Source organism: Azospirillum cavernae (genome assembly GCF_003590795.1).
Lineage (GTDB): Bacteria > Pseudomonadota > Alphaproteobacteria > Azospirillales > Azospirillaceae > Azospirillum > Azospirillum cavernae.
The window spans coordinates 1-18,803 of the sequence record NZ_QYUL01000003.1; the positions used below are offsets into that span (position 1 = coordinate 1).

Genomic DNA, 18,803 nt, shown 5'->3' on the forward strand with positions numbered 1-18,803 from the left:
CCGATCACTGGAAAGCGCAAGGGGGCGCCGGTCCAGAATGTCGCCGTGTTCGCGAACACTGGACCAACAAAGCGGTTGGCGCCCAAGCGTTCGGTCAACGCCGGTGGGATCAGGGCGACCTTCCAGCCCGCCACGGCGTCGGGCCAGGCCGCCGTCGCCGCGTTCTGGATGGCGTAGGCGGTGGCCAGATCCTCGGGCAGAGGGCCAGGAAAGGCGTCGATTCCCGCCGCCACGCGGCGGGCGGCGACCAGCGCGGTGGCGGCGCTGGCGATGGCCGGACCATCGAAAGCTGGGGTGTTGGCTGGGGTGTTGAAGGCCGGTTGGTCAAGCCCGGTGGGGGGTGAGACGGTCATCCTGCCTGCTCCTGAAACGCTGTGGGTCGGGGCTTGCGCCCGGATTGTCGCCAAAGAACCGCATGCCAAGCATGGCGCGCCACGACTGTAGCGGCGCGTGCCCGTGGGGGAAAGCGCGGTATGGCGGCGGGGACTGGACGAGGCGACGGTCTGGGGCGCAGACTTGCGCGGTCCGCACATCGGGAGACGCCATGTCCGCCGCCCCCACCGCCGTCATTGACCCGTTCCTTCGGGACGCGCTGTTCGCCCGCATCGCGGATCGCCGCGACGAGCTGATCGCGCTGACCCAGGCGTTGATCCGCATCCCCACCATCAACCCGCCGGGCGACGTCTACGCCGACTGCGCCGCATTGATCGGGCGGCGGCTGGCGGCGCGCGGTTTTCAGGTGGAGTATGTGCGCGCCCATGGCAGCGCGGGCGACAGCGACCGTTTCCCCCGCACCAACGTCATCGCCCGGATCGAAGGCCCCCGTCCCGGCCCTTGCGTGCATTTCAACGGCCACATCGACGTGGTGCCGCCGGGACAGGGCTGGACCGTCGATCCCTTCGCCGGGGTGGTGAAGGACGGGCGGGTCTATGGGCGGGGCGCCTGCGACATGAAGGGCGGCATCGCCGCGTCGATCATCGCGGTGGAATCCTTGCTCGACGCTGGGTTGCTGACGGCGGGCGCGCTGGAGATTTCCGGCACGGTGGACGAGGAGTCCGGCGGATTCGGCGGGGTTGGGCATCTGGCCAAGCTGGGTTATTTCTCAAAACCGCGCGTCGATCACGTCATCATTCCCGAACCCTTGAACGTGGATCGGGTCTGCGTCGGCCATCGCGGCGTCTGGTGGGCGGAGATCGAGACCAAGGGCCGCGTCGCCCATGGCTCCATGCCCTTTCTGGGCAATTGCGCGGTGCGCCACATGGGGGCGGTGCTGCACCGGATCGAGGAAGAGTTGATCCCCCGTCTGTCCGAAAAACGCACCGATATGCCGGTGGTGCCGGAGGGCGCGCGGCAATCCACCATCAACATCAACGCCATCCATGGCGGCCAGCGCGAGGATCATGACGGGCTGCCCAGCCCGATGGTTCCCGACCGCTGCCGCATGGTCATCGACCGCCGCTATCTGATCGAGGAGGATCCCGACGCGGTGCGCGGCGAGATCGTCGCCATCCTTGACGATCTGCGCCAGCGGCGTCCGGGCTTCGATTACGATCTGCGCGAGATTCTGGCCTTCCTGCCGACGATGACCGACGCCGACGCGCCCGTCGTTCTGGCGGTGGCGGCGGCCATCGAAACCGTGTTGGGCCGTCCGGCACAACGGGTGGTGTCGCCCGGCACCTATGACCAAAAACATATCGTCCGCATCGGCCATCTGAAGGACTGCATCGCCTACGGCCCCGGCATCCTCGATCTGGCCCACCAGCCCGACGAGTATGTCGGCATCGACGACATGGTTCAGTCGGCGAAGGTCATGGCGCTGGCGACGCTGGCGCTGTTGGCTGGGCGGGCGGGGGGCTGACCGGCATGGCGCTGATCGGCAGGGCGCGCAGGGCGGTGAGCTTGGCCAGCAGCGGATCCAACTGCTCCGCCGGAACCGGGCGGCTGAACAGGAAGCCCTGGTAGCTTTCGCAGGTGAGGTCACGGAGCAACTGCAACTGCTCCTCCGTCTCCACCCCTTCGGCGATGACCGACAGGCCCAGGCTGCGGCCCAACCCGACGATGGCGCGCGGCACCGACGCGTTGCTGACTCCGATCGACAGATCATGGATGAAGGAGCGGTCGATCTTCAGCTTGTCGATGGGCAGCCGGTGCAAGTAGCTGAGCGACGAATAGCCGGTGCCGAAATCATCCAGCGCGATCAACACGCCGCGCTCCTTCAGCGCGTTCAGGGTGGCGGTGGCCCCGTCGATGTCCTCGATCAGCGTGCTTTCCGTCACCTCGATTTCCAGCTCCGGCCCGGTCAGCCCGTTGGCGTCGAGCGCGCGGGCGACCTTGATCGGCAATTGCCCGTCGCGGAACTGCGCGCCCGACACGTTGACGGCCACCGGGATGTCCAGGCCGAACATGTCCTTCCAACGGCGGATTTGGGCGCAAGCCTCGTTCAGCACCCAATCGCCCATGGCGACGACCAGCCCGGTTTCCTCGGCCACCGGCAGGAAGCGGCCGGGCAGGATCAACCCCTCATGCGGGTGGCGCCAGCGGATCAGCGCCTCCATCCCGACGATGTGGCCGTTGGCGGTGTCCACCTGAGGTTGATAGACCAGAAACAGCTCGCCCTGAGCGATGGCGTGCCGCAAATTGCCTTCCAGATCCATGCGGTCGCGCGATTTCGTCCCCATTTCGCGGGTGACGAAGCGATAGCCGTTCCGCCCGCTTTCCTTGGCGTTGTACATGGCGATGTCGGCGCAGCGGATCAGCCCCTCGGCGTCCTCGGCGTCGTCGGGGAACAGGCTGATGCCGACGCTGGGCGTGACGACGAAGCTTTGCCCACCAACGTTGAACGGGCTGGCGAGATGCGCCACGACCTTTTCCGCCACCTGGGCGGCGTCGCTGGGATCCTTCACCTGACGGGCGACGATCAGGAACTCGTCGCCGCCCAACCGCCCGACCGTGTCCGATTCCCGCACGCCCGCTTGCAAGCGGCGGGCGACCGAGCGCAGCACCTCGTCGCCAAAGGAATGGCCCAAACTGTCGTTGATGACCTTGAAGCGGTCGAGGTCGATGAACAGGACGGCGACCTTGTCGCCGTCGCGCCGCGCCTCTTTCAACGCCTGGGCGATGCGGTCGAACAGCAGGACCCGGTTGGGCAGGCCGGTCAGCGCGTCGAAATGGGCCAGATACTGGATGTGCTGCTCCGCCCGCCGCTTGTCGCCGACATCCTCGACGAAGACGAGCGCGAACAGAAACTCCCGATCCGACGTCACCGGCTGGACATGCAGACTGAAATGACCGCGCCGCCCGCCCATCAGCAGGGGTTGGTCGATCTCCAGCTTGCCGCTGTCGCCTTGAAGGGCGGCGTCGAGCGCGACGACCGCCGACTGGTCGGCGGCGCGCAGCCGCATGTCGGCGCCGATCAATTCGGCGCGCGACAGTCCAGCGGCTTGGGCAAAGGCCGGGTTGCAATCCATGATGAGACCATCATGGTCAATCAGGGCGATGCCAAGCGGGGCCTGGGTGAAGAGCTGGTGGCGCTCGACCTCCTGCCGCCGCAGCGACGCCGTGATGCGGTCAGCCAGAATCAACGCGCGGGCGCGGGTTGCGGTCATCGACCGCATCATCTGGAACAGCGCCAGACTGAGCGTGAGACCGGCGACCAGAACGGCGGACGGAACCCAAGGTTGCCCACCAAGATCGGCGTTGGCAAGGTTGGCGTACCGCACGGCCCAGGCCTGCCCGCCGACCATGAGGCTCTGCATGGCGGAAAATTGCGGGGCGTCTTGCCGTTGTGGGCCGTTGCGGTACAGCGGGAATTCGGTTGCCGCCGGGGTGTCATAAATTTCGACGCCGACGTCGCGTTGGTCGTCGGTGAACAGGCCGTCGATCAGCGGCGCGATTCGCACCGGGGTCAGAACGACGCCGGTGAAGCCCGCGCGCCGGGCGGATGGGGTGGCGGCGGCGCGGTCGTCGCGGTAGGTCGCCTGATACAGGATGAAGGCGGGTTGCGCCCCGCTGGTTTCGTCGATCTTCAGCGTGATCGCGCGGGTCGCCGTTGGTTCGCCGCTGTCGCGCGCCCGTTCGATGGCGTTGCGGCGGATGGCTTCGGACATCATGTCGAAACCAAGCGCCCGGTTGTTCCCCTCGCTGGCTGGGGCGGCGAAGATGTTGACGACCCGCTCGGCCCCGGCGCTTTCCGGCCAGATGCGAAAATTGTCGGCCCCGTCGGCGCGCATGGCGGCGACGAGATCCTGTCCCCGGTTGGCCGGGGTTGCGCGGGCGTAGGCGACGGCGATGATGCCGGGGTAGCGTTCGGGAATGCGCAGCCCGTCGACGAAGTGCCGCCATTCGGCGCTGTGGATGGCGGGAAAGGCGGTGACGACCGACGCCGCCCCGCGCGCCACCTGCTCATACACCGCCAGCCGGTCGGCCAGTTGGCTGTGCAACGCGCCGACCCGCAGGGAAAAGCGGTGCTGCTGCTCGCTCTTCAGGGCGTGGACCGATTGATCCCAGGCGAACAGAGTCAGACCAAGGCCAACCGCCAGGGCAAGCCAGGGCGCGCGGCGGGCCAGCGTCGGCACGGATGACGGGGGCGTCAAGGGTTCCGCCCTCGGTCCCTGAAGCGCCGCGCTCATCAGAACTCCTTCAAAATCTTTGGGCTGTGGATCAACAAGGTCTCGATCATGCCCAAGATTTCTTCGATTTTGGTCCGGGTCGCGTCCAACTCGTCCGCCGTTTTGTCGTCGATGCCCGCCTCCATCAACATGGTGTCGAAGGTGTGCAGCGTTTCGTTGAAGGCTTTCTGTTCCGCTTCCAGCACGTCAAAGGCGCCGAGCGAACTGGTCAAGGCCAGGGGCGGGTCGCTGACGAAGCTGTAGCTGATGTCGGTGAAAATGGCGATGGCGGTCAATTTCTGGCGCAACACCCATTGCGGAAAATTGTCGGGAAGCTCCTTCCCCGCCTCTCCCAACCGTTCCTGGATGGAAAAGATCAGCCCCTGTATGTCGAGGTAGGCGTTGCGGATCTCGCGAAAACGCGGAAAGGTTTTCGGTCTTCCCCCCGCCCGCAAACGAGCGAGAGTCGCAATGTCTTCCGTAAGCTTTCGGGCCATCCGAAGAACGACAATCGTCACCTTCGCCATAGGCAGCCTCCGCTCACGCTCACGCTCGCCTCTTCCGCTGCCGATTGCCGATGAAACCCGAGGTCAGCCTACACCAAGCTCATGCCGGTCCGGTAGCGTTACAGCAACGTAAGAATCAATTGCGGCGTTCTGCCACCAGGGCCAAGGGCTTGGGCGGCGGCTGGCGCCGCGACGGGGCTGTCATGGGGGGCTGTCTCGACACAAATGGCATGGGTCCCGGTCGGTTTGTGACAACGCGGACATGAAACCGCTGGTTCATTGTCAAGGTCATGGCGTCGCCCGCGTCGCGGCGACCATGCCCGCGCAGACCAGGGCAAGAACCGGCGGCAGCGCGAAGCACCACATTCCCAGCGTGATGTAGGATAGGGCGCCGACGCCGCAACCGAGCGCAAAGCAAAGAACCGTGACGCCCAGGGCGCCAAACCGTCCGCGAACGATGGCGCGCTCGTTGGCGGGGCCGCCAAAGATCAAATCGGCGAGGTCGATCATCACTTGGGTGGTCGTGCCGGTCATCAGGGTGGAGGGCGGCGAGGAGCCGAGATAGAGGCGGTGCGCCGCGTTCTGCAAGGCCATGGCGACGACCAGAAGCATCCCGGTCATCACCAGCGGCAGGCCGTCGGGATTGGCGAAACCGCCAAAATAAATGGCCAACCCGCCCCCCGCCGTCAGGAAAGCGACCTGCGCCACCAGGATTTTGGTCAAGGCGCCCTCGGGCTTCGGCTGCGCCTTGCGGACGATCAGGCGCAGGGCGACGATGGCGATGCAAAACACCGGCAGCGCCAGCAGCTTGGCGATGATTCCGGAACTGCCGTGGGTCAGCGCCGCGCCCAGCGTGACGAAGTTGCCGGTGACATGGGCGACGAACAGCCCTTGGAGCGCCAGAAAGCCGACCGTGTCGACATAGCCGGCGTTGGCGCTCAGCAGCAAGGGAAGGAGGGGTTTCGATGGCGCGGTCATCGGCGTTCCTCCGCCGCGCTGGGGGTGGAGGAACGTTGGCCTTGCCGCGTCAGGTCATGCCACGCCACCAACAGGAATCCGCCGATCAGGCCGAGATGCTCAAAAAAGGCGTTGGCGGCCATGAAACGGTCGTGACCGATGGGCAGCTCCCAAAAGCGCAGGGCCGTCAATGTGGCGAACAGGGTGAAGACGCCAAGCCCCAGCGCCCCCAGCCAGCGCCAGAAGCCGCTGAGGACCATGGCCGATCCCGCCAGTTCCACCACAATGACGATCCCGGCGAACAGCGCCGGAGGGGACAGACCGAAATGCGCCATTTCATCCATGGCGGCGGGAACATCGGACAGCTTCACCAAGCCCCCTTGCAGGTAGGCGGCGCAGAGGCCGAGATGGGCGAGGCAGCGGATCGGCCCGGCGGTGAAGGCCGCGCGCGCGCGGTCGATCCACGCGCGCTTGATGATGGGGGGAAGGGGCATGCTCACACCGCCCAGCAGGCGCAACCCAGCACGCCCCAAAAGCTGCTGGCGTCCGACGTCGGGACCTCGGCGCCCCAGGCGCGGGCGTGGGCGTGGCCGTGGATGTTGCAACTGTTGGCGCAGCCGCAACCCGCCGCCGCCGCGCGATGCAGGGATTTGGCCCCCGCGCCGTCCGGCTCGCCCCACGCGGCATAGCCCTTGAACGTCCGGACCGGCGACCAATCCGGCATCGCCGGGGGCACTGGGTTGTCGTCAAGCGCGGTGAAATCCCCGGCGCCATAGACGATTTTGCCGCCCACCATGGTCAAATCGGCGGTCAGAAAGGCGATGTCATCCTCGGCGCAGTGGAAATAATCCTTATTCGGCACAATCAGATCGGCAAAATGACCGACTTCGATGCGCCCCCGCTTGCCCTCCTCGTTGGAGAACCAGGCGACGTTTTCCGTCCACATGCGCAGCGCGGTTTCCCGATCCAGGCAGTTGCGGCGGGGGTAGAGCGACGTGCCGCCGACCGTCAGGCCCGTGACCATCCAGGACAGCGAAACCCATGGGTTGTAGGAGGCGACGCGCGTCGCGTCGGTCCCCGCCGAAACCTTGACTCCCTTTTCCAGAATGCGGGCGATGGGCGGGGTCGCCTCCGCCGCCGCCGCGCCGTAGCGCTCGATGAAATATTCGCCCTGATAGGCCATGCGATGTTGCACGGCGACGCCGCCGCCCAGCGCCGCGATGCGGTCGATCGAGCGGTCGGAAATCGTTTCGGCATGGTCGAAGAACCAGTTCAGCCCGCTCAGCGGCACATCCTGGTTGACCTTTTCAAACACGTCGAGGGCGCGGGAGATCGTCTGGTCATAGGTGGCGTGCAGGCGCCAGGGCCAGCGGTTTTCCGCCAGGATGCGCACGACCTCCTCCAAATCGCCTTCCATGTCCGGCGGCATGTCGGGGCGCGGCTGGCGGAAATCCTCGAAATCAGCGGCGGAGAACACCAGCATTTCGCCAGCGCCGTTGTGGCGGAAATAATCGTCGCCCTGCTTGTATGTGACCGACGAGGTCCAGCGCAGGAAATCGTCCTTTTCCTGCTTGGGTTTCTGGGTGAACAGGTTGTAGGCGAGGCGCACCGTCATCTGCCCTTCGTCGGCCAGATGCTGGATGACGGCGTAATCCTCGGGGTAATTCTGGAAACCGCCGCCAGCGTCGATGACGCCGGTCACGCCCAGCCGGTTGAGTTCCCGCATGAAGTGGCGGGTCGAGTTGACTTGATACTCGAAGGGCAGGCGCGGCCCCTTGGACAAGGTGGCGTAAAGAATGGTCGCGTTGGGCTTGGCCAGCAGCAATCCGGTTGGGTTGCCTTGGGCGTCGCGGGTGATCTCGCCGCCGGGCGGTTCCGGCGTGTCCTTGGTGTAGCCGACCGCCCGCAAGGCGGCGCCGTTGAGCAGAGCGCGGTCGTAAAGATGGAGGATGAAGACCGGGGTGTCGGGAGCCACGGCGTTGATTTCGTCGAGGGTCGGCAGCCGCTTTTCCGCGAACTGATGTTCGGTGAAGCCGCCGATCACCCGCACCCATTGCGGCGGCGGGGTGATCGCCACCTGCCGCTTCAGCATGTCCATGGCGTCGGCCAGGGAGCGCACGCCGTCCCACCGCAGTTCCATGTTGAAATTCAGTCCGCCGCGCACGACGTGGGTGTGGTTGTCGGTCAGCCCCGGCAGCACGCTGCGGCGGCGCAGGTCGATGACCCGCGTGGCCGGGCCGCGATGGCCGTCCATGTCGTTCTCGCGCCCGACGGCGATGAATTTGCCGTCCTTGATCGCCACAGCGCTGGCCGTGGGGTTGCTGCGGTCGAGGGTGACGAACGCGCCATTCTGGAGAATGACGTCGGCGACAACGGAATCGGTCATGACCGCTTCTCCTCAGGAATGTCAACGGTGGAACGCGCCGTGCGTTCTTCAACGATGGAACGCGCCGTGCGTTCTGGGGACTGGAGGCCGGGCAGGCGCCCGAACAGATGCGCGACCGCCTGGGATTTGTCGCAAGCGGCGCTGAAGGCCGATCCCGCCAACAATTGCCGCGTGATCGGAATCACCTGCTCGCCCACCAGCATGCCGAACAGACCGATCAGGGCGACGACGGGCGGCGCTGGCGAACGCACGTTGATGAGGCTGTAAATCACGCCGACGAGAAGGCCGCCAGCCAACGACAGCAGATACATTTTCATCCCACTTCCCCCTTTCGGTCATAAGGGCGGCGCCGATCTTCCTTTGGGCGATGCCCGTTGGATGATTGGCGCCGCCCCCGTTGACGGCCCTTGGCGTTACTTGTTCACCTTGTGGGGATAGGCGCCGCGCTGCGGGGCGTTGTGAACCCGCGTGTACGCGTAATCCACGCCCATGCCGTAGGCGCCGAAATGCTCGCGGGTGATTTCCATCACGCCGTCATAGGTGTCCCGACGCGCCCAGTCCCGTTGCAGCTCCAGCACCGTCTGCACGGTGGTGATGGATTCCGCGCCATGCTGTTCGCAACGGCGGATGGCGGCGTCATGCGCCTCCTTCGACATCCCGCCCGAGGCGTCAACGTTCATGATGACCTCATAACCCTCGGCGAGCGCGCAGATGGTCGGGAAAATCAGGCAGGCTTCGGTCCACAAGGCGGCCATCACCAGCTTCTTGCGGCCCGTGGCCTTCACCGCCTCGACAAAGGCGGCGTCTTCCCAGCTGTTCATGCTGGACCGCTCGATGGGGTCCTGTTGCAGAACATCCAGCAGTTCCGGCCAGATGTAGCCGCTGAAGGATTCGGTTTCGACGGCGGTGACGATGGTGGGGATGTTGAACACCTTGGCCGCCTTGGCCATGGCGATGGTGTTGTTCTTCAGAAGTTGGCGGTCGATGCTGGTGACGCCAAACGACATCTGCGGCTGGTGGTCGATGAAGATGAAAACGCAATTGTCGGGGGTAATCAGCTTTTCGGTCGCGGCGGGCATGATTGGCTCCGTGGTTGAAAACACAGCCCGCCATATAAGAAACAAAATTTTGCCTGTCTTGAACGATATTGACCTATCGGCGATTGATCGTGACAAAGCGTCCCGGCGTGACGCCCATGTGTTTCTTGAAACAGCGGGTCAGATGGCTTTGATCGGAAAAGCCGCAGGCGAAGGAGGTTTCAAGGATCGGAGCGCCGCGTTTCAGCAAGTCACGAGCGGCGTTGACGCGGCAAATCGCCAGATAATCATGCGGCGTAACCCCCATCTTTTTGCGGAACTGACGCAACAGGACAAAGGGATTGCACCCCGCGATCTCGGCCAATGTCTGAAGGGCGACGCCGTCGGAAAAATGCGCGCGAATGTAATCGGCGACCCGACCGATTTTCTGGGGTGAGGTTTCCCGCGAGCGCCGCAGGCCCGGATGCCCGCTCCGGCGGCTCAACCGCCAGAGCAGCCGGTGCGTGTCCGTCGCCATTTCCAGCGCGCACGGGTTTTGCTCCGACAACCAATGCATCAGCCAGAAGACCTCGTGGACCTCGGGGGCTTCCATCACCGGCGATTGGAAATTGATGGGGGCGAGTTCTTGGTCGGCGGCGGCGTACATCTCGGCCAACCGCTGTGGGGAGATCCTGATTTCACGGCAGATCGCGCCGGTGTCGGCGACCTGCCGCATCGTCGTCGAATAGACCTGCCCGGCGTCGCGGAGGATCATATTGGCCGGCAGTTCGATGTAACTCCGGCCGTCTTGCTGGGTTTCCCAAATGGATCCGGTAAAGGCAATAATCGAGACGTCGTCGTTGAAAGCTTTAACAATGTTTATGCGGTCTTTCGGGGCGATGTCGAACCGGGTGAAATCGCACCCGTTGCCCTGCCAATGATACATACGGCTGTTGACCATAGTAACCATTCAAAAATTGTGCGAATTATTGATGTGAACTTCAAATTCATACAGCGAGGATGAGCGGCCTACAAGCTCTCCTCTAGCGATCCAGGGCAATCGCTTGAACGCTTTCACACCCATAAAAGCCCTTCTCCCCTTGTGGGAGAGGGGTTGGGATGAGGGGTGCGGTCCGAACGAGGCCGGAAAGGTTCCCTTCCCCCCTCACCCCAACCCCTCTCCCGCGAGGGGAGAGGGGCTTATTCAGCCTTCAATGGTTCAAGCGATTGCCCTGGCTAGCGATCTTGCATCAGAACGGGAAAATCCGAATTCACAGAGAGGGCGCGGTTTCCGACGACCAGGACATGGCGCGGCAGGATTGTTGCAGCCAGTCGATGAACAGGCGGACCTTGGCCGAGCGGTGGCGCGAGGGCGCCGTCAGGGCGAAAATCCCCGGCATCGGGTGGGCGTGATAATCCGGCAAAACATTCACGAGTTGACCGGACTTGATGAGGGTGTCCACGGAAAAGATCGGCAACAGGGCGATGCCCAGGCCATCCAGCGTCGCTTGCAACATCAATTCGGCGGTGTTGGCGTGGAAATGCCCATTGGCGCGGAACACCCCGACGCGGCCATCCGGCCCCTTGTGCCGCCATTGGGCGGCCCCGCCATTGACGACGTAAGAGATCAACGCATGGGTCTTCATGTCGTCCGGCGTGGTCGGTCGGCCATGGCGGGCGATGTAGGCGGGCGACGCCACCGGCAGAATTGGACAATCCCCCAAGGACCGCGCCACCAGGGTGGAATCGTCGAGCGTGCCGATGCGGATCACCACATCATAGCCGTCGGCCTGAACATCGACGCGCCGGTCTTCAAACACCGTGTGAAGCTGGATTTCCGGATAGCGCTGGGCGAAGCCGGTAATCACCGGCATCAGATGCATGTGTCCGAACGACATCGGCGCGTTGACACGCAATTCACCCTTGGGGGTTTCCCGCCGCTCCCGGATTTCGGCGGCGGCGGCGGTCAATTCGTCAAGCGCCAGCCGCGTCCGCTCGTAATAAATCGCCCCCTCTTCGGTCAGAGACACATGGCGGGTGGTGCGGCGGAGCAGCTTGACGCCCAGTTCCTCCTCCAACGCTTGAATCTGCTTGCTGACCGCCGCGCCCGACAGCCCCAGCTTGCGGGCCGCCTTGGTGAAGCTGTTGTGTTGCGCGACTTCGACGAAGAGAGACACGCGGTCCAGGGTCGCCATATTGATAACCTGTGGTAAACAATGTTCTCAAAGAATGGCGTATTATCGCCGAAAGGCAATCGAATTATGGTCTGTCTCAACGGAACACGGCCCCGACCGCCGGGGCGGCACACCAACAGGAGACAGCGCCATGATCGCCGTTTATCCCTACAACACGCTCGGTCACGCCAACCATGGCTGGTTGGACGCACGTCATCATTTCAGCTTCGCGCGTTATTGGAACCCGGCGCGGACCGGCTTTGGCAATCTGCTGGTGGTGAATGACGACACGGTGGCGTCGGGCAAAGGTTTCGGAACCCACCCGCACCGCGACATGGAAATCATCACCTATGTCCGTCAGGGGGCGATCACCCACAAGGACAGCATGGGAAATGTCGGGCGGACCTCGGCGGGCAATGTCCAGGTGATGAGCGCCGGAACCGGCGTCATGCATTCGGAATACAATCTGGAACAGGAAGACACCCGCCTTTACCAGATTTGGATCCAGCCGAATCAACAGAATGTTCAGCCGCGCTGGGAGGCCCGGCAGTTCCCCGAGGCCCCGATCACTTCAGGCGCGTTGCCGCTGCTGGTGTCCGGGCGGGCGGAGGACGCGGACAGCGGCGCGTTGTTCATCCATCAAGACGCCGCGATTTACGGCGGCAAAATCGCGGCGGGGACGGTCATCGAGCATCCGATCCGCGCCGGGGTCTATGTGCTGGCGTCGTCCGGCTCCTTCACCGTCAACGGCGCGCGGCTCAATCCGGGCGACGGCGCGGAAGTCACCGAGGAAGCGGCGCTGCGCATCGTCGCCGAAACGGATGCCGAAATCCTCATCATCGACGTCGGCGCCTAACCTGATCGCTCTATCACCGCAGACCTGTGGCGGCCCCTTTGGCGTCGCCGCCACAGGCGAAACGCGCTCAACGCTTTGGAGATGATCCATGACGGACAAAACGACGATTGCGACCATCACGGAAACCGGCGACAGCCCTTATGCGGTTGCGATCGCCATCGCGGGCCGGACGTTGACGGGGGATGAACCCGTTGCGGTCGGCGGGGGTGATCTGGGGCCGTCGCCCTTCGATTTTCTCACCGCCGCCTTGGGCGAGTGCACGGCGATGACGGTGCGCTGGTACGCTCTGCAACAGACATGGCCGTTGGAGAAAGTTGAGGTTCGGATCGCCCATTTCAAGGATGGTCGGCAGGATGTCTTTGAAAAGACGATTCATCTGACGGGCGACTCGCTGTCGTCCGATCAACGCGCCAGCTTGATGAGCATCGCCGCGAAATGCCCGGTCCAGCGCGTGCTGGAAGGCACGCCCCGGATCACGACGTTTGAGTATCCGACGGCCTGAGTGTTTCGGGAATCGTCGGATTCAGGCGCCCGTCGCTCGGCTCTCAGCGTCAACATCCGGCGGCGTGATGGAACGCTCGCAGGCCTCGTAATGGTCGGTGATCTCCCGCCCGGTCGCCCACCAGACATCGTCATACTGACGAACATGCTTGAGAAAATCCTCCAGAATGCGGAAGCGCATCGGGCGACCGCTGACCTGCGGGTGCATCACCATGGTGGCGACCCCGCCCCACTCGCGGGTCTGGTCGAACTCGTCGCGCCAGATCGACAACACATCCTCCCGACCAAACAGGGCGCGCGGGCTGGTCCGGTGGCTCATGCCGAAATTCCAGTCGTCGAAGCTGTAATTCACCGGAATTTCAATCGGCCCGGCCCCGTCGGGCAACCGATGGCGGTAGGGCCGGATGTCGTCCCGCCACGAGCTGGAATAACGGATGCCGCGATCCCGCAGCAGTTGGAGCAGTTCGGTGAAATTTTCCCCCGACGGGGCGCGGTAGCCGACCGGGGTGACGCCGAGGATTCGTTTCAGCGCGTCGAATCCCCGGTCAACCTCCTCCACCATCGTCGCCAGATCGCCGGGTTCGGGGCGCAGATGCAGATAACCGTGATGGGCGATTTCATGGCCGCCCTTCACAATCGCCTCGCAGGCGGCGGGGTGGGCCTCCGCCGTCCAGCCGGTGACGAAGAAGGTCGCCTTCACGGCGTAGCGGTCCAGCAGCTCCAGAATCTTCGGGATGCCGACCCGCGCCTCGTACCCGCCATAGGACAGGGTGACGAGCCGTTCGGCGTTGCGCCGGTCCCCGGCGATCCACACCGATTCCGCGTCAACGTCGAAACCGGGAAACAGCGCGCAGCGCGCGCCGTTCGGCCAGGGGAACAAGGGGGCCGCCGGGGCCGGGTTGGCGGGCTTCGCCGGGATGTCGTGCGTCATGGCGTGTTCCTGGATTGCGAAGGACGGTGGGATGGGGTGTTCTGGCCCCTTGTGAAGCGAACAACGCCGCAAGAAGGCCCGCGATGATCCTGTTGAGACCCGCCCGCCCGGCGGACGCCCCGGCCCTGGCCCGCATGCACGTCGCCGTCTGGCGCCGGACCTACCGCGACCTCGCCCCGCAAAGCGCCCAAGACGCGCTGGACGAGGCGCGGCGGCTGGCCTTTTGGACCGGGGCGCTGGGCGATCCGGCGCGGCCCGGTCTGGTTCTGGTGGCGGAAAGCGGCGGGGCCGTCATCGGCTTTGCGTCCGGGGGCTTCGCGTCCGGGGGACCGGCGACGGAGGCCGCCTTCGCCGGGCGGGCCGAGGTGAAGCATCTTTATGTGGACGACGCCCACGCCCGGCGGGGCATCGGGCGGCGTCTGCTGGCCGCGCTGTGCGCCGAACTGTGGGCGGGCGGGGCGAGCGGAATCGGTCTGGGCGTCGTCGTCGGCAACGATCCGGCCATCGCCTTTTACGAGGCGATGGGGGGCCGCCGCCACGGGCGCTACACCGATCCCGGCCCGCTCTGGCGGTCGGACAATTGGCTGTATGTCTGGGACGATCCCGCCCGCCTGCCCACGCAGCCCGAGGGGGACGGCGCGGCCTGACGGCGGACGGGACGGCGGATGGGGGCGCCGCCGGTCCATCAGCGAAACGGACGCGGCGGGGCGGCGGCCCGGAGCCGTTCGCCCAGACCACGGACGTCGGCCTCGTCGTCCAACCCGTCGATGGCGGCGACCAGCCCCTCGACCGCCGCCGCGTCCAAGGTCATCGCCGCAAGGCGGCGGACCTTCAGGGCGTGATCGGCGGCGGGCAACGGGTTGGTTGGCGAGCCGAGCGGATCCGTCACCCGATGGGACAGGCTGCGGCCATCGGTGGTCTCCACCGTGACGAAGGGTTCCTCCGACCCGCCCAGCGCCGGATCGCTGTCCAGCGTGACCCGCTCCATCATCGCCAGAACCGCCGGATCCCGGCGGATCTCCGCCCGGAAGCCATCCAGGCCAACCGCGCCCAGCCGCAGCCGCAGGGCCAGCGCGTAAGGCAGGCTCATCTGCGCGGCGGCCAAGCCGGACGCGTCGCGTCCCCCGCACATGCCGACCAGAAAGGCCGGGGCGCGCACCCGGATCCGCTCCACGTCGCCCGCCTCCAGCCCATGGGCGTGGATCAACGCGCCCAACGCGTCGATGGCGCTGTGGGTTCCCCGGCAAGAGGCGTGCGGCTTGATCGCCACCCGCTCCAGCCGCCACCCCTCGCCCCACCCCTCGCCAAGCCCGACGGTCAGCGCGTCGGGAACCGCCGATTGGGGGGCGAAGCTGCGCAGGAAGCCGCCCCAGACATCCTCGAACACGCGGCTTGGCCCGGACAACCCGCCGCGCGCGGCCAACGCCGCAAGAAGACCGCCTTCCGCCGCCCGCCCGGTGTGGATCCGTTTGGTTTGGCTGCCGTCGTGGATGAAGGCCCACAGGCCGCCGCTGAAGCTGGCGGCGTGGCCCAGCGCGTGAATGATCGCGTCCTCGCTCAGCCCAAGGATCCGGGCCGCCGCCGCCGCCGCGCCGAAGACGCCGCAGGTCGCGGTCGAATGCCACCCGGCCTCGTTGTGCGGGCGGTAGGCGCCGCAGGCCTCCAGAACCCGGCGGGCGACGTCGTAGCCCAGCACGACCGCCGTCAGAAACTCCAGCCCCGACACTGGACGGTCGGCCAACCCCAAAGCGGCGACCGCCGCTGGCAAAACCACCGCGCCGGAATGATCGCAGCCGCCGGTGTCGTCCAATTCAAACGCGTGGCAGGCGGTTCCATTGACCAGCGCCGCCGACCGCGCGCCAAGCCTGCGCGCGGTCCCCCACACCGGCTGATCGCCCGTCGGTTCGCTGGCGAGCAGCGTGGCGAGCAGCGCCGCGCCCTCCGCCGAACAGGCCCCGGCGACGCCGCAGGCCAGCGTGTCGAGCGTGTGGCGCTTGGCCTTGAGGAGAAGGGCGTCCGGCAGATCGGCGGGCCGGGTTCCGGCGATGAAGCGGGCCAGAAGGCGCGAAGGCTGGGCGGGGGAAAGCATGAATCGTCAACCGTTCATCGGAAGGCGCGGGCGGAAAATTCTGGTGAGTGGGCGTTGCGGCGGGAAGGGCGAAGACAGCGCGCGGACAGCGCCACACCGTCCGGTCGTCAACCATCCCGCCTCCCCCTCACCCAACCCTCTCCCCGGGGGGGAGAGGGCCAAGCGGGGCAATCACTTCACCGGCTGGCCGTTGACCAGGGCCGACGGAACCGCGTTGGCCTCCAGGTTCCATTTGGCGAGAACGGCCTTGTAGCTGCCGTCCGCGATCATCTCCTGGAACGCCTTGGCGACCGCGTCGCGCAGGCCGGGGGCGGTTTTGGCGAAGGCCATGCCCTGATATTGCTGGGTGAAGGGCTGGCCGACGATCACATAGGCGTTCGGCTCCAGCGTCAACAGATAGGGCAGGGTCTCGCTGCCCTGGACGGCGGCGTCCAGACGCTTTTGGCGCAGTTGGGTGCGCGCGTCGGCGGAGCCTTCGGTGCCGACGATGGTCAAGGCCGGTTTCCCGGCGGCGTCGCAATTGGCCTTGCTCCATTTCTCCATTTCGCTGGGGAAGCTGGTGCGGCGGCTGGCCCCGGCGGTCTTGCCGCACAGGTCGGTCATCGCCTTCAACGCGTCCTTGTTGTCGATGGTGGTGTAGAACTGCGCGCCGGTGGTCAGGTAATCGACGAAATCGAGCGTTTCGCGCCGCGCGTCGGTGTCGGTCATGCCCGACAGGATCATGTCCACGCGTCCGGTGGTCAGGCCGCTGACCATCTGTTCAAAGCTGATTTCCTGCCATTTCACCTCAAGCCCCATCTTCTTGAACAGGGCGACGCCAAGGTCGATGTCCAGGCCGGTGAGGGTCGCGGTTTTGGGATCCTTGAACTCCATCGGCGGGTAATTCGGCACGTTGGCCACGGTGATGGTTTTGGACGCCTTGATGTGGTCCGGCAGCGCTTGCGCGACGGCGGGGGCCGACGCGAAACCGGCCAGCAGGGCCACGGCGCAAAGCGGGGAAAGGGAAGAGCGCATCAACAAAACCTCCTGTTCAGGGTCGATTGTTTTTCCGGCGTCGCGCGCCGCTTACGTGCGGACCATGGAGATGAACTCCTGGGTCCGCTTCTGGGTCGGTTGACCGAGAACGTGACGGGGTTCGCCGATCTCGACGATCTGCCCGCGATCCATGAAGGCGACCCGCTGGCAGACGTCGCGGGCGAAGCCCAGCTCGTGCGTCACCACGATCATCGTCATGCCGCTGGCCGCCAGATCGCGCATGACGGTCAACACCTCGCCCACCAGTTCGGGATCCAGGGCGGAGGTCGGCTCGTCGAACAAAATCAGCTTGGGCCGCATGGCCAAGGCGCGGGCGATGGCGACGCGCTGTTGCTGGCCGCCCGACAATTCCGACGGGTAGGCGTCGCGCTTTTCTCCCAGCCCGACGCGCTCCAGCAGCGCGTGGGCGTGGTCGCGGGCCTCGCCGGGCCGTTCGCGCAACACCTGCACCGGGCCTTCGGTGATGTTTTCGGTGACGGTCAGATGCGGGAACAGGTTGAAGCGCTGGAACACCATGCCGATGGAGCGGCGCTGCCGGGCGATCTCGGCGTCGACCAGTTCGTGGAGCTTGTCGCCGACCCGGCGGTAGCCGATCAGCTCGCCGCCAACGAAGATCGCGCCGCCGTCCAGACGCTCCAACTGGTTGATGCAGCGCAGAAAGGTGCTTTTGCCCGACCCGGACGGGCCGATGATGGACAGAACCTCGCCCTTGGCGACCTGAAGGCTGATGCCCTTCAGAACCTCGACCGAGCCAAAACGCTTGCGGACATCCGCCGCCACGACCAGGGGTTCGGCGCCGACGGCGTGCAGATGCAGGGCTTCGTTCGTCATCGTCACGCCTCCCCGCCGACCGGGCGAACGCCCTTGGCGTAGAATTTTTCGATGCGGATTTGAATCAGGCTGAGCGCGGTGACGACCACGAGGTACCAGCTCGCCGCGACGATCAGCAGCTCGATGACCCGCGAGTTGGCGTAATAGATGTTCTGCGCGCTGTGCAGGATCTCGGTGAATTGGATGACGCTGGCCAGCGAGGTCAGCTTGACCATGCCGATGAACTCGTTGCCGACCGGCGGCACGATCACCCGCATCGCCTGCGGCATGATGATCCGGCGCAGCATCTGCAAACGCGGCATGCCGATGGATTGCGCCGCCTCATACTGGCCCTTGTCCACCGCTTGCAAACCGGCGCGCACCACCTCCGCCGTGAAGGCCCCCTGTTGGATGCCCAGCCCCAGCAGCGCGGCGACGAAGGGCGTCATCACATCGACCGTGCGGACGCTGAACAGCCCGGGAAAGCCGATGGTCGGAAAAATCAGGGCCAGATTGAACCACAGCAAAAGCTGCAACAGCGCCGGAACCGCCCGGAAAAACCAGACATAGGCGACGGCGGTGTGTTTCAAAACCGGGTTGTCCGACAGCCGCATGACGGCGAAGACGACGCCCAGCGCCAGACCCAGCAGCATGGCGCACACCGCCATGACAATGGTGTTGCCCAGACCGCGCAGGATGACCGGCACGGTCAGGAATTCGGCCACATAGGACCATTCGATTTGCCCGACGGCGAAGGAATAGACGATGCTGGCGAGAATCCCGACCACCGCGACCGCGCCGACGATGCGGCCAATGTGGCGGCGGGGAACCAAGGTGAGGTGACTGATCTCGTAAACGCTGTCGGTCATGGGCGGCCCTCGTCGCGCGGGGGGATTGAGCGGGAAACCGCAAGCCTACGCCCTGGATCGGGTGGC

At 65.5% G+C, this 18,803-nt stretch carries 18 protein-coding genes and 1 pseudogene; 4 read left to right on the top strand and 15 right to left on the bottom strand.

What is annotated here, in order from left to right; genetic code table 11:
- Window positions 1–353, bottom strand: a pseudogene (locus D3877_RS19955) (2-keto-4-pentenoate hydratase); the annotation flags it as partial.
- Between the two features lie 191 nt (window positions 354–544).
- Between D3877_RS19955 and D3877_RS19960 the strand changes: the two are divergent.
- Complete coding sequence (locus tag D3877_RS19960) at window positions 545–1,858, top strand: acetylornithine deacetylase/succinyl-diaminopimelate desuccinylase family protein (RefSeq protein ID WP_119832567.1); 1,314 nt, start codon at window positions 545–547, stop codon at window positions 1,856–1,858.
- Here the strand turns inward: D3877_RS19960 and D3877_RS19965 are convergent.
- The 9 genes from D3877_RS19965 to D3877_RS20005 all read right to left on the bottom strand — a co-directional run bounded on the left by D3877_RS19965 (window position 1,809) and on the right by D3877_RS20005 (window position 11,667).
- Entirely contained in the window at window positions 1,809–4,628 is a 2,820-nt protein-coding gene (locus D3877_RS19965; RefSeq protein WP_119832568.1) for a bifunctional diguanylate cyclase/phosphodiesterase, read from the bottom strand. The two genes, D3877_RS19960 and D3877_RS19965, sit on opposite strands and share 50 nt — an antisense overlap.
- The gene (locus D3877_RS19970; RefSeq protein ID WP_238474992.1) at window positions 4,628–5,104 is read right to left on the bottom strand and encodes a hypothetical protein; all 477 of its coding nucleotides are present in this window, start codon (window positions 5,102–5,104) and stop codon (window positions 4,628–4,630) included. The genes D3877_RS19965 and D3877_RS19970 overlap by 1 nt, the downstream gene beginning before the upstream one ends.
- A 297-nt stretch (window positions 5,105–5,401) precedes the next feature.
- Window positions 5,402–6,091 (bottom strand): YoaK family protein, encoded by a 690-nt coding sequence (locus D3877_RS19975; protein WP_119832570.1) that lies wholly within the window; start codon window positions 6,089–6,091, stop codon window positions 5,402–5,404.
- Window positions 6,088–6,564, bottom strand: coding sequence for a DoxX family protein (locus tag D3877_RS19980; RefSeq protein WP_119833106.1), 477 nt, complete (start codon window positions 6,562–6,564; stop codon window positions 6,088–6,090). The genes D3877_RS19975 and D3877_RS19980 overlap by 4 nt, the downstream gene beginning before the upstream one ends.
- 2 nt (window positions 6,565–6,566) lie before the next feature.
- Window positions 6,567–8,456: an amidohydrolase gene (locus tag D3877_RS19985; protein WP_119832571.1), complete on the bottom strand. Its 1,890-nt coding sequence runs from the start codon at window positions 8,454–8,456 to the stop codon at window positions 6,567–6,569.
- Window positions 8,453–8,773 carry a XapX domain-containing protein gene (locus D3877_RS19990; RefSeq protein WP_119832572.1) on the bottom strand — a complete coding sequence of 107 codons (321 nt, stop codon included), beginning with the start codon at window positions 8,771–8,773 and terminating at the stop codon, window positions 8,453–8,455. Before D3877_RS19990 ends, D3877_RS19985 begins: the two co-directional genes overlap by 4 nt.
- A 96-nt stretch (window positions 8,774–8,869) precedes the next feature.
- Entirely contained in the window at window positions 8,870–9,535 is a 666-nt protein-coding gene (locus D3877_RS19995) for a hydrolase (RefSeq protein ID WP_119832573.1), read from the bottom strand.
- A 73-nt stretch (window positions 9,536–9,608) separates the two neighbouring features.
- Window positions 9,609–10,247: a helix-turn-helix transcriptional regulator gene (locus tag D3877_RS20000; protein WP_158599951.1), complete on the bottom strand. Its 639-nt coding sequence runs from the start codon at window positions 10,245–10,247 to the stop codon at window positions 9,609–9,611.
- A gap of 496 nt (window positions 10,248–10,743) precedes the next feature.
- Window positions 10,744–11,667 carry a LysR family transcriptional regulator gene (locus D3877_RS20005; protein ID WP_119832575.1) on the bottom strand — a complete coding sequence of 308 codons (924 nt, stop codon included), beginning with the start codon at window positions 11,665–11,667 and terminating at the stop codon, window positions 10,744–10,746.
- A 130-nt stretch (window positions 11,668–11,797) separates the two neighbouring features.
- On the opposite strand from D3877_RS20005, the gene D3877_RS20010 reads away from it, so the two are divergent.
- The gene (locus D3877_RS20010; RefSeq protein ID WP_119832576.1) at window positions 11,798–12,502 is read left to right on the top strand and encodes a pirin family protein; all 705 of its coding nucleotides are present in this window, start codon (window positions 11,798–11,800) and stop codon (window positions 12,500–12,502) included.
- Between the two features lie 88 nt (window positions 12,503–12,590).
- Window positions 12,591–13,004, top strand: a complete 414-nt coding sequence (locus D3877_RS20015; RefSeq protein WP_119832577.1) for an OsmC family protein — start codon at window positions 12,591–12,593, stop codon at window positions 13,002–13,004.
- A gap of 21 nt (window positions 13,005–13,025) precedes the next feature.
- On the opposite strand, the gene D3877_RS20020 is transcribed toward D3877_RS20015, so the two are convergent.
- Window positions 13,026–13,934, bottom strand: coding sequence for a polysaccharide deacetylase family protein (locus tag D3877_RS20020; RefSeq protein ID WP_119832578.1), 909 nt, complete (start codon window positions 13,932–13,934; stop codon window positions 13,026–13,028).
- Window positions 13,935–14,017: 83 nt separating this feature from the next.
- Here D3877_RS20020 and D3877_RS20025 point away from each other — a divergent pair, with 83 nt between their 5' ends.
- Complete coding sequence (locus D3877_RS20025) at window positions 14,018–14,581, top strand: GNAT family N-acetyltransferase (protein WP_119832579.1); 564 nt, start codon at window positions 14,018–14,020, stop codon at window positions 14,579–14,581.
- Between the two features lie 38 nt (window positions 14,582–14,619).
- Here D3877_RS20025 and D3877_RS20030 read toward each other — a convergent pair whose 3' ends face one another.
- The 4 genes from D3877_RS20030 to D3877_RS20045 form a co-directional block, all read right to left on the bottom strand.
- Window positions 14,620–16,023: an MmgE/PrpD family protein gene (locus D3877_RS20030; RefSeq protein ID WP_119832580.1), complete on the bottom strand. Its 1,404-nt coding sequence runs from the start codon at window positions 16,021–16,023 to the stop codon at window positions 14,620–14,622.
- A 171-nt stretch (window positions 16,024–16,194) separates the two neighbouring features.
- A complete protein-coding gene (locus D3877_RS20035) occupies window positions 16,195–17,037 on the bottom strand; it encodes an ABC transporter substrate-binding protein (RefSeq protein ID WP_119832581.1) in 843 nt (280 codons plus the stop codon).
- Between the two features lie 51 nt (window positions 17,038–17,088).
- Complete coding sequence (locus tag D3877_RS20040) at window positions 17,089–17,889, bottom strand: amino acid ABC transporter ATP-binding protein (protein WP_119832582.1); 801 nt, start codon at window positions 17,887–17,889, stop codon at window positions 17,089–17,091.
- 2 nt (window positions 17,890–17,891) lie between these two features.
- On the bottom strand, window positions 17,892–18,737 hold the full coding sequence (locus D3877_RS20045; protein WP_119832583.1) for an amino acid ABC transporter permease: 846 nt from the start codon (window positions 18,735–18,737) through the stop codon (window positions 17,892–17,894).
- Window positions 18,738–18,803 lie beyond the last annotated feature (66 nt).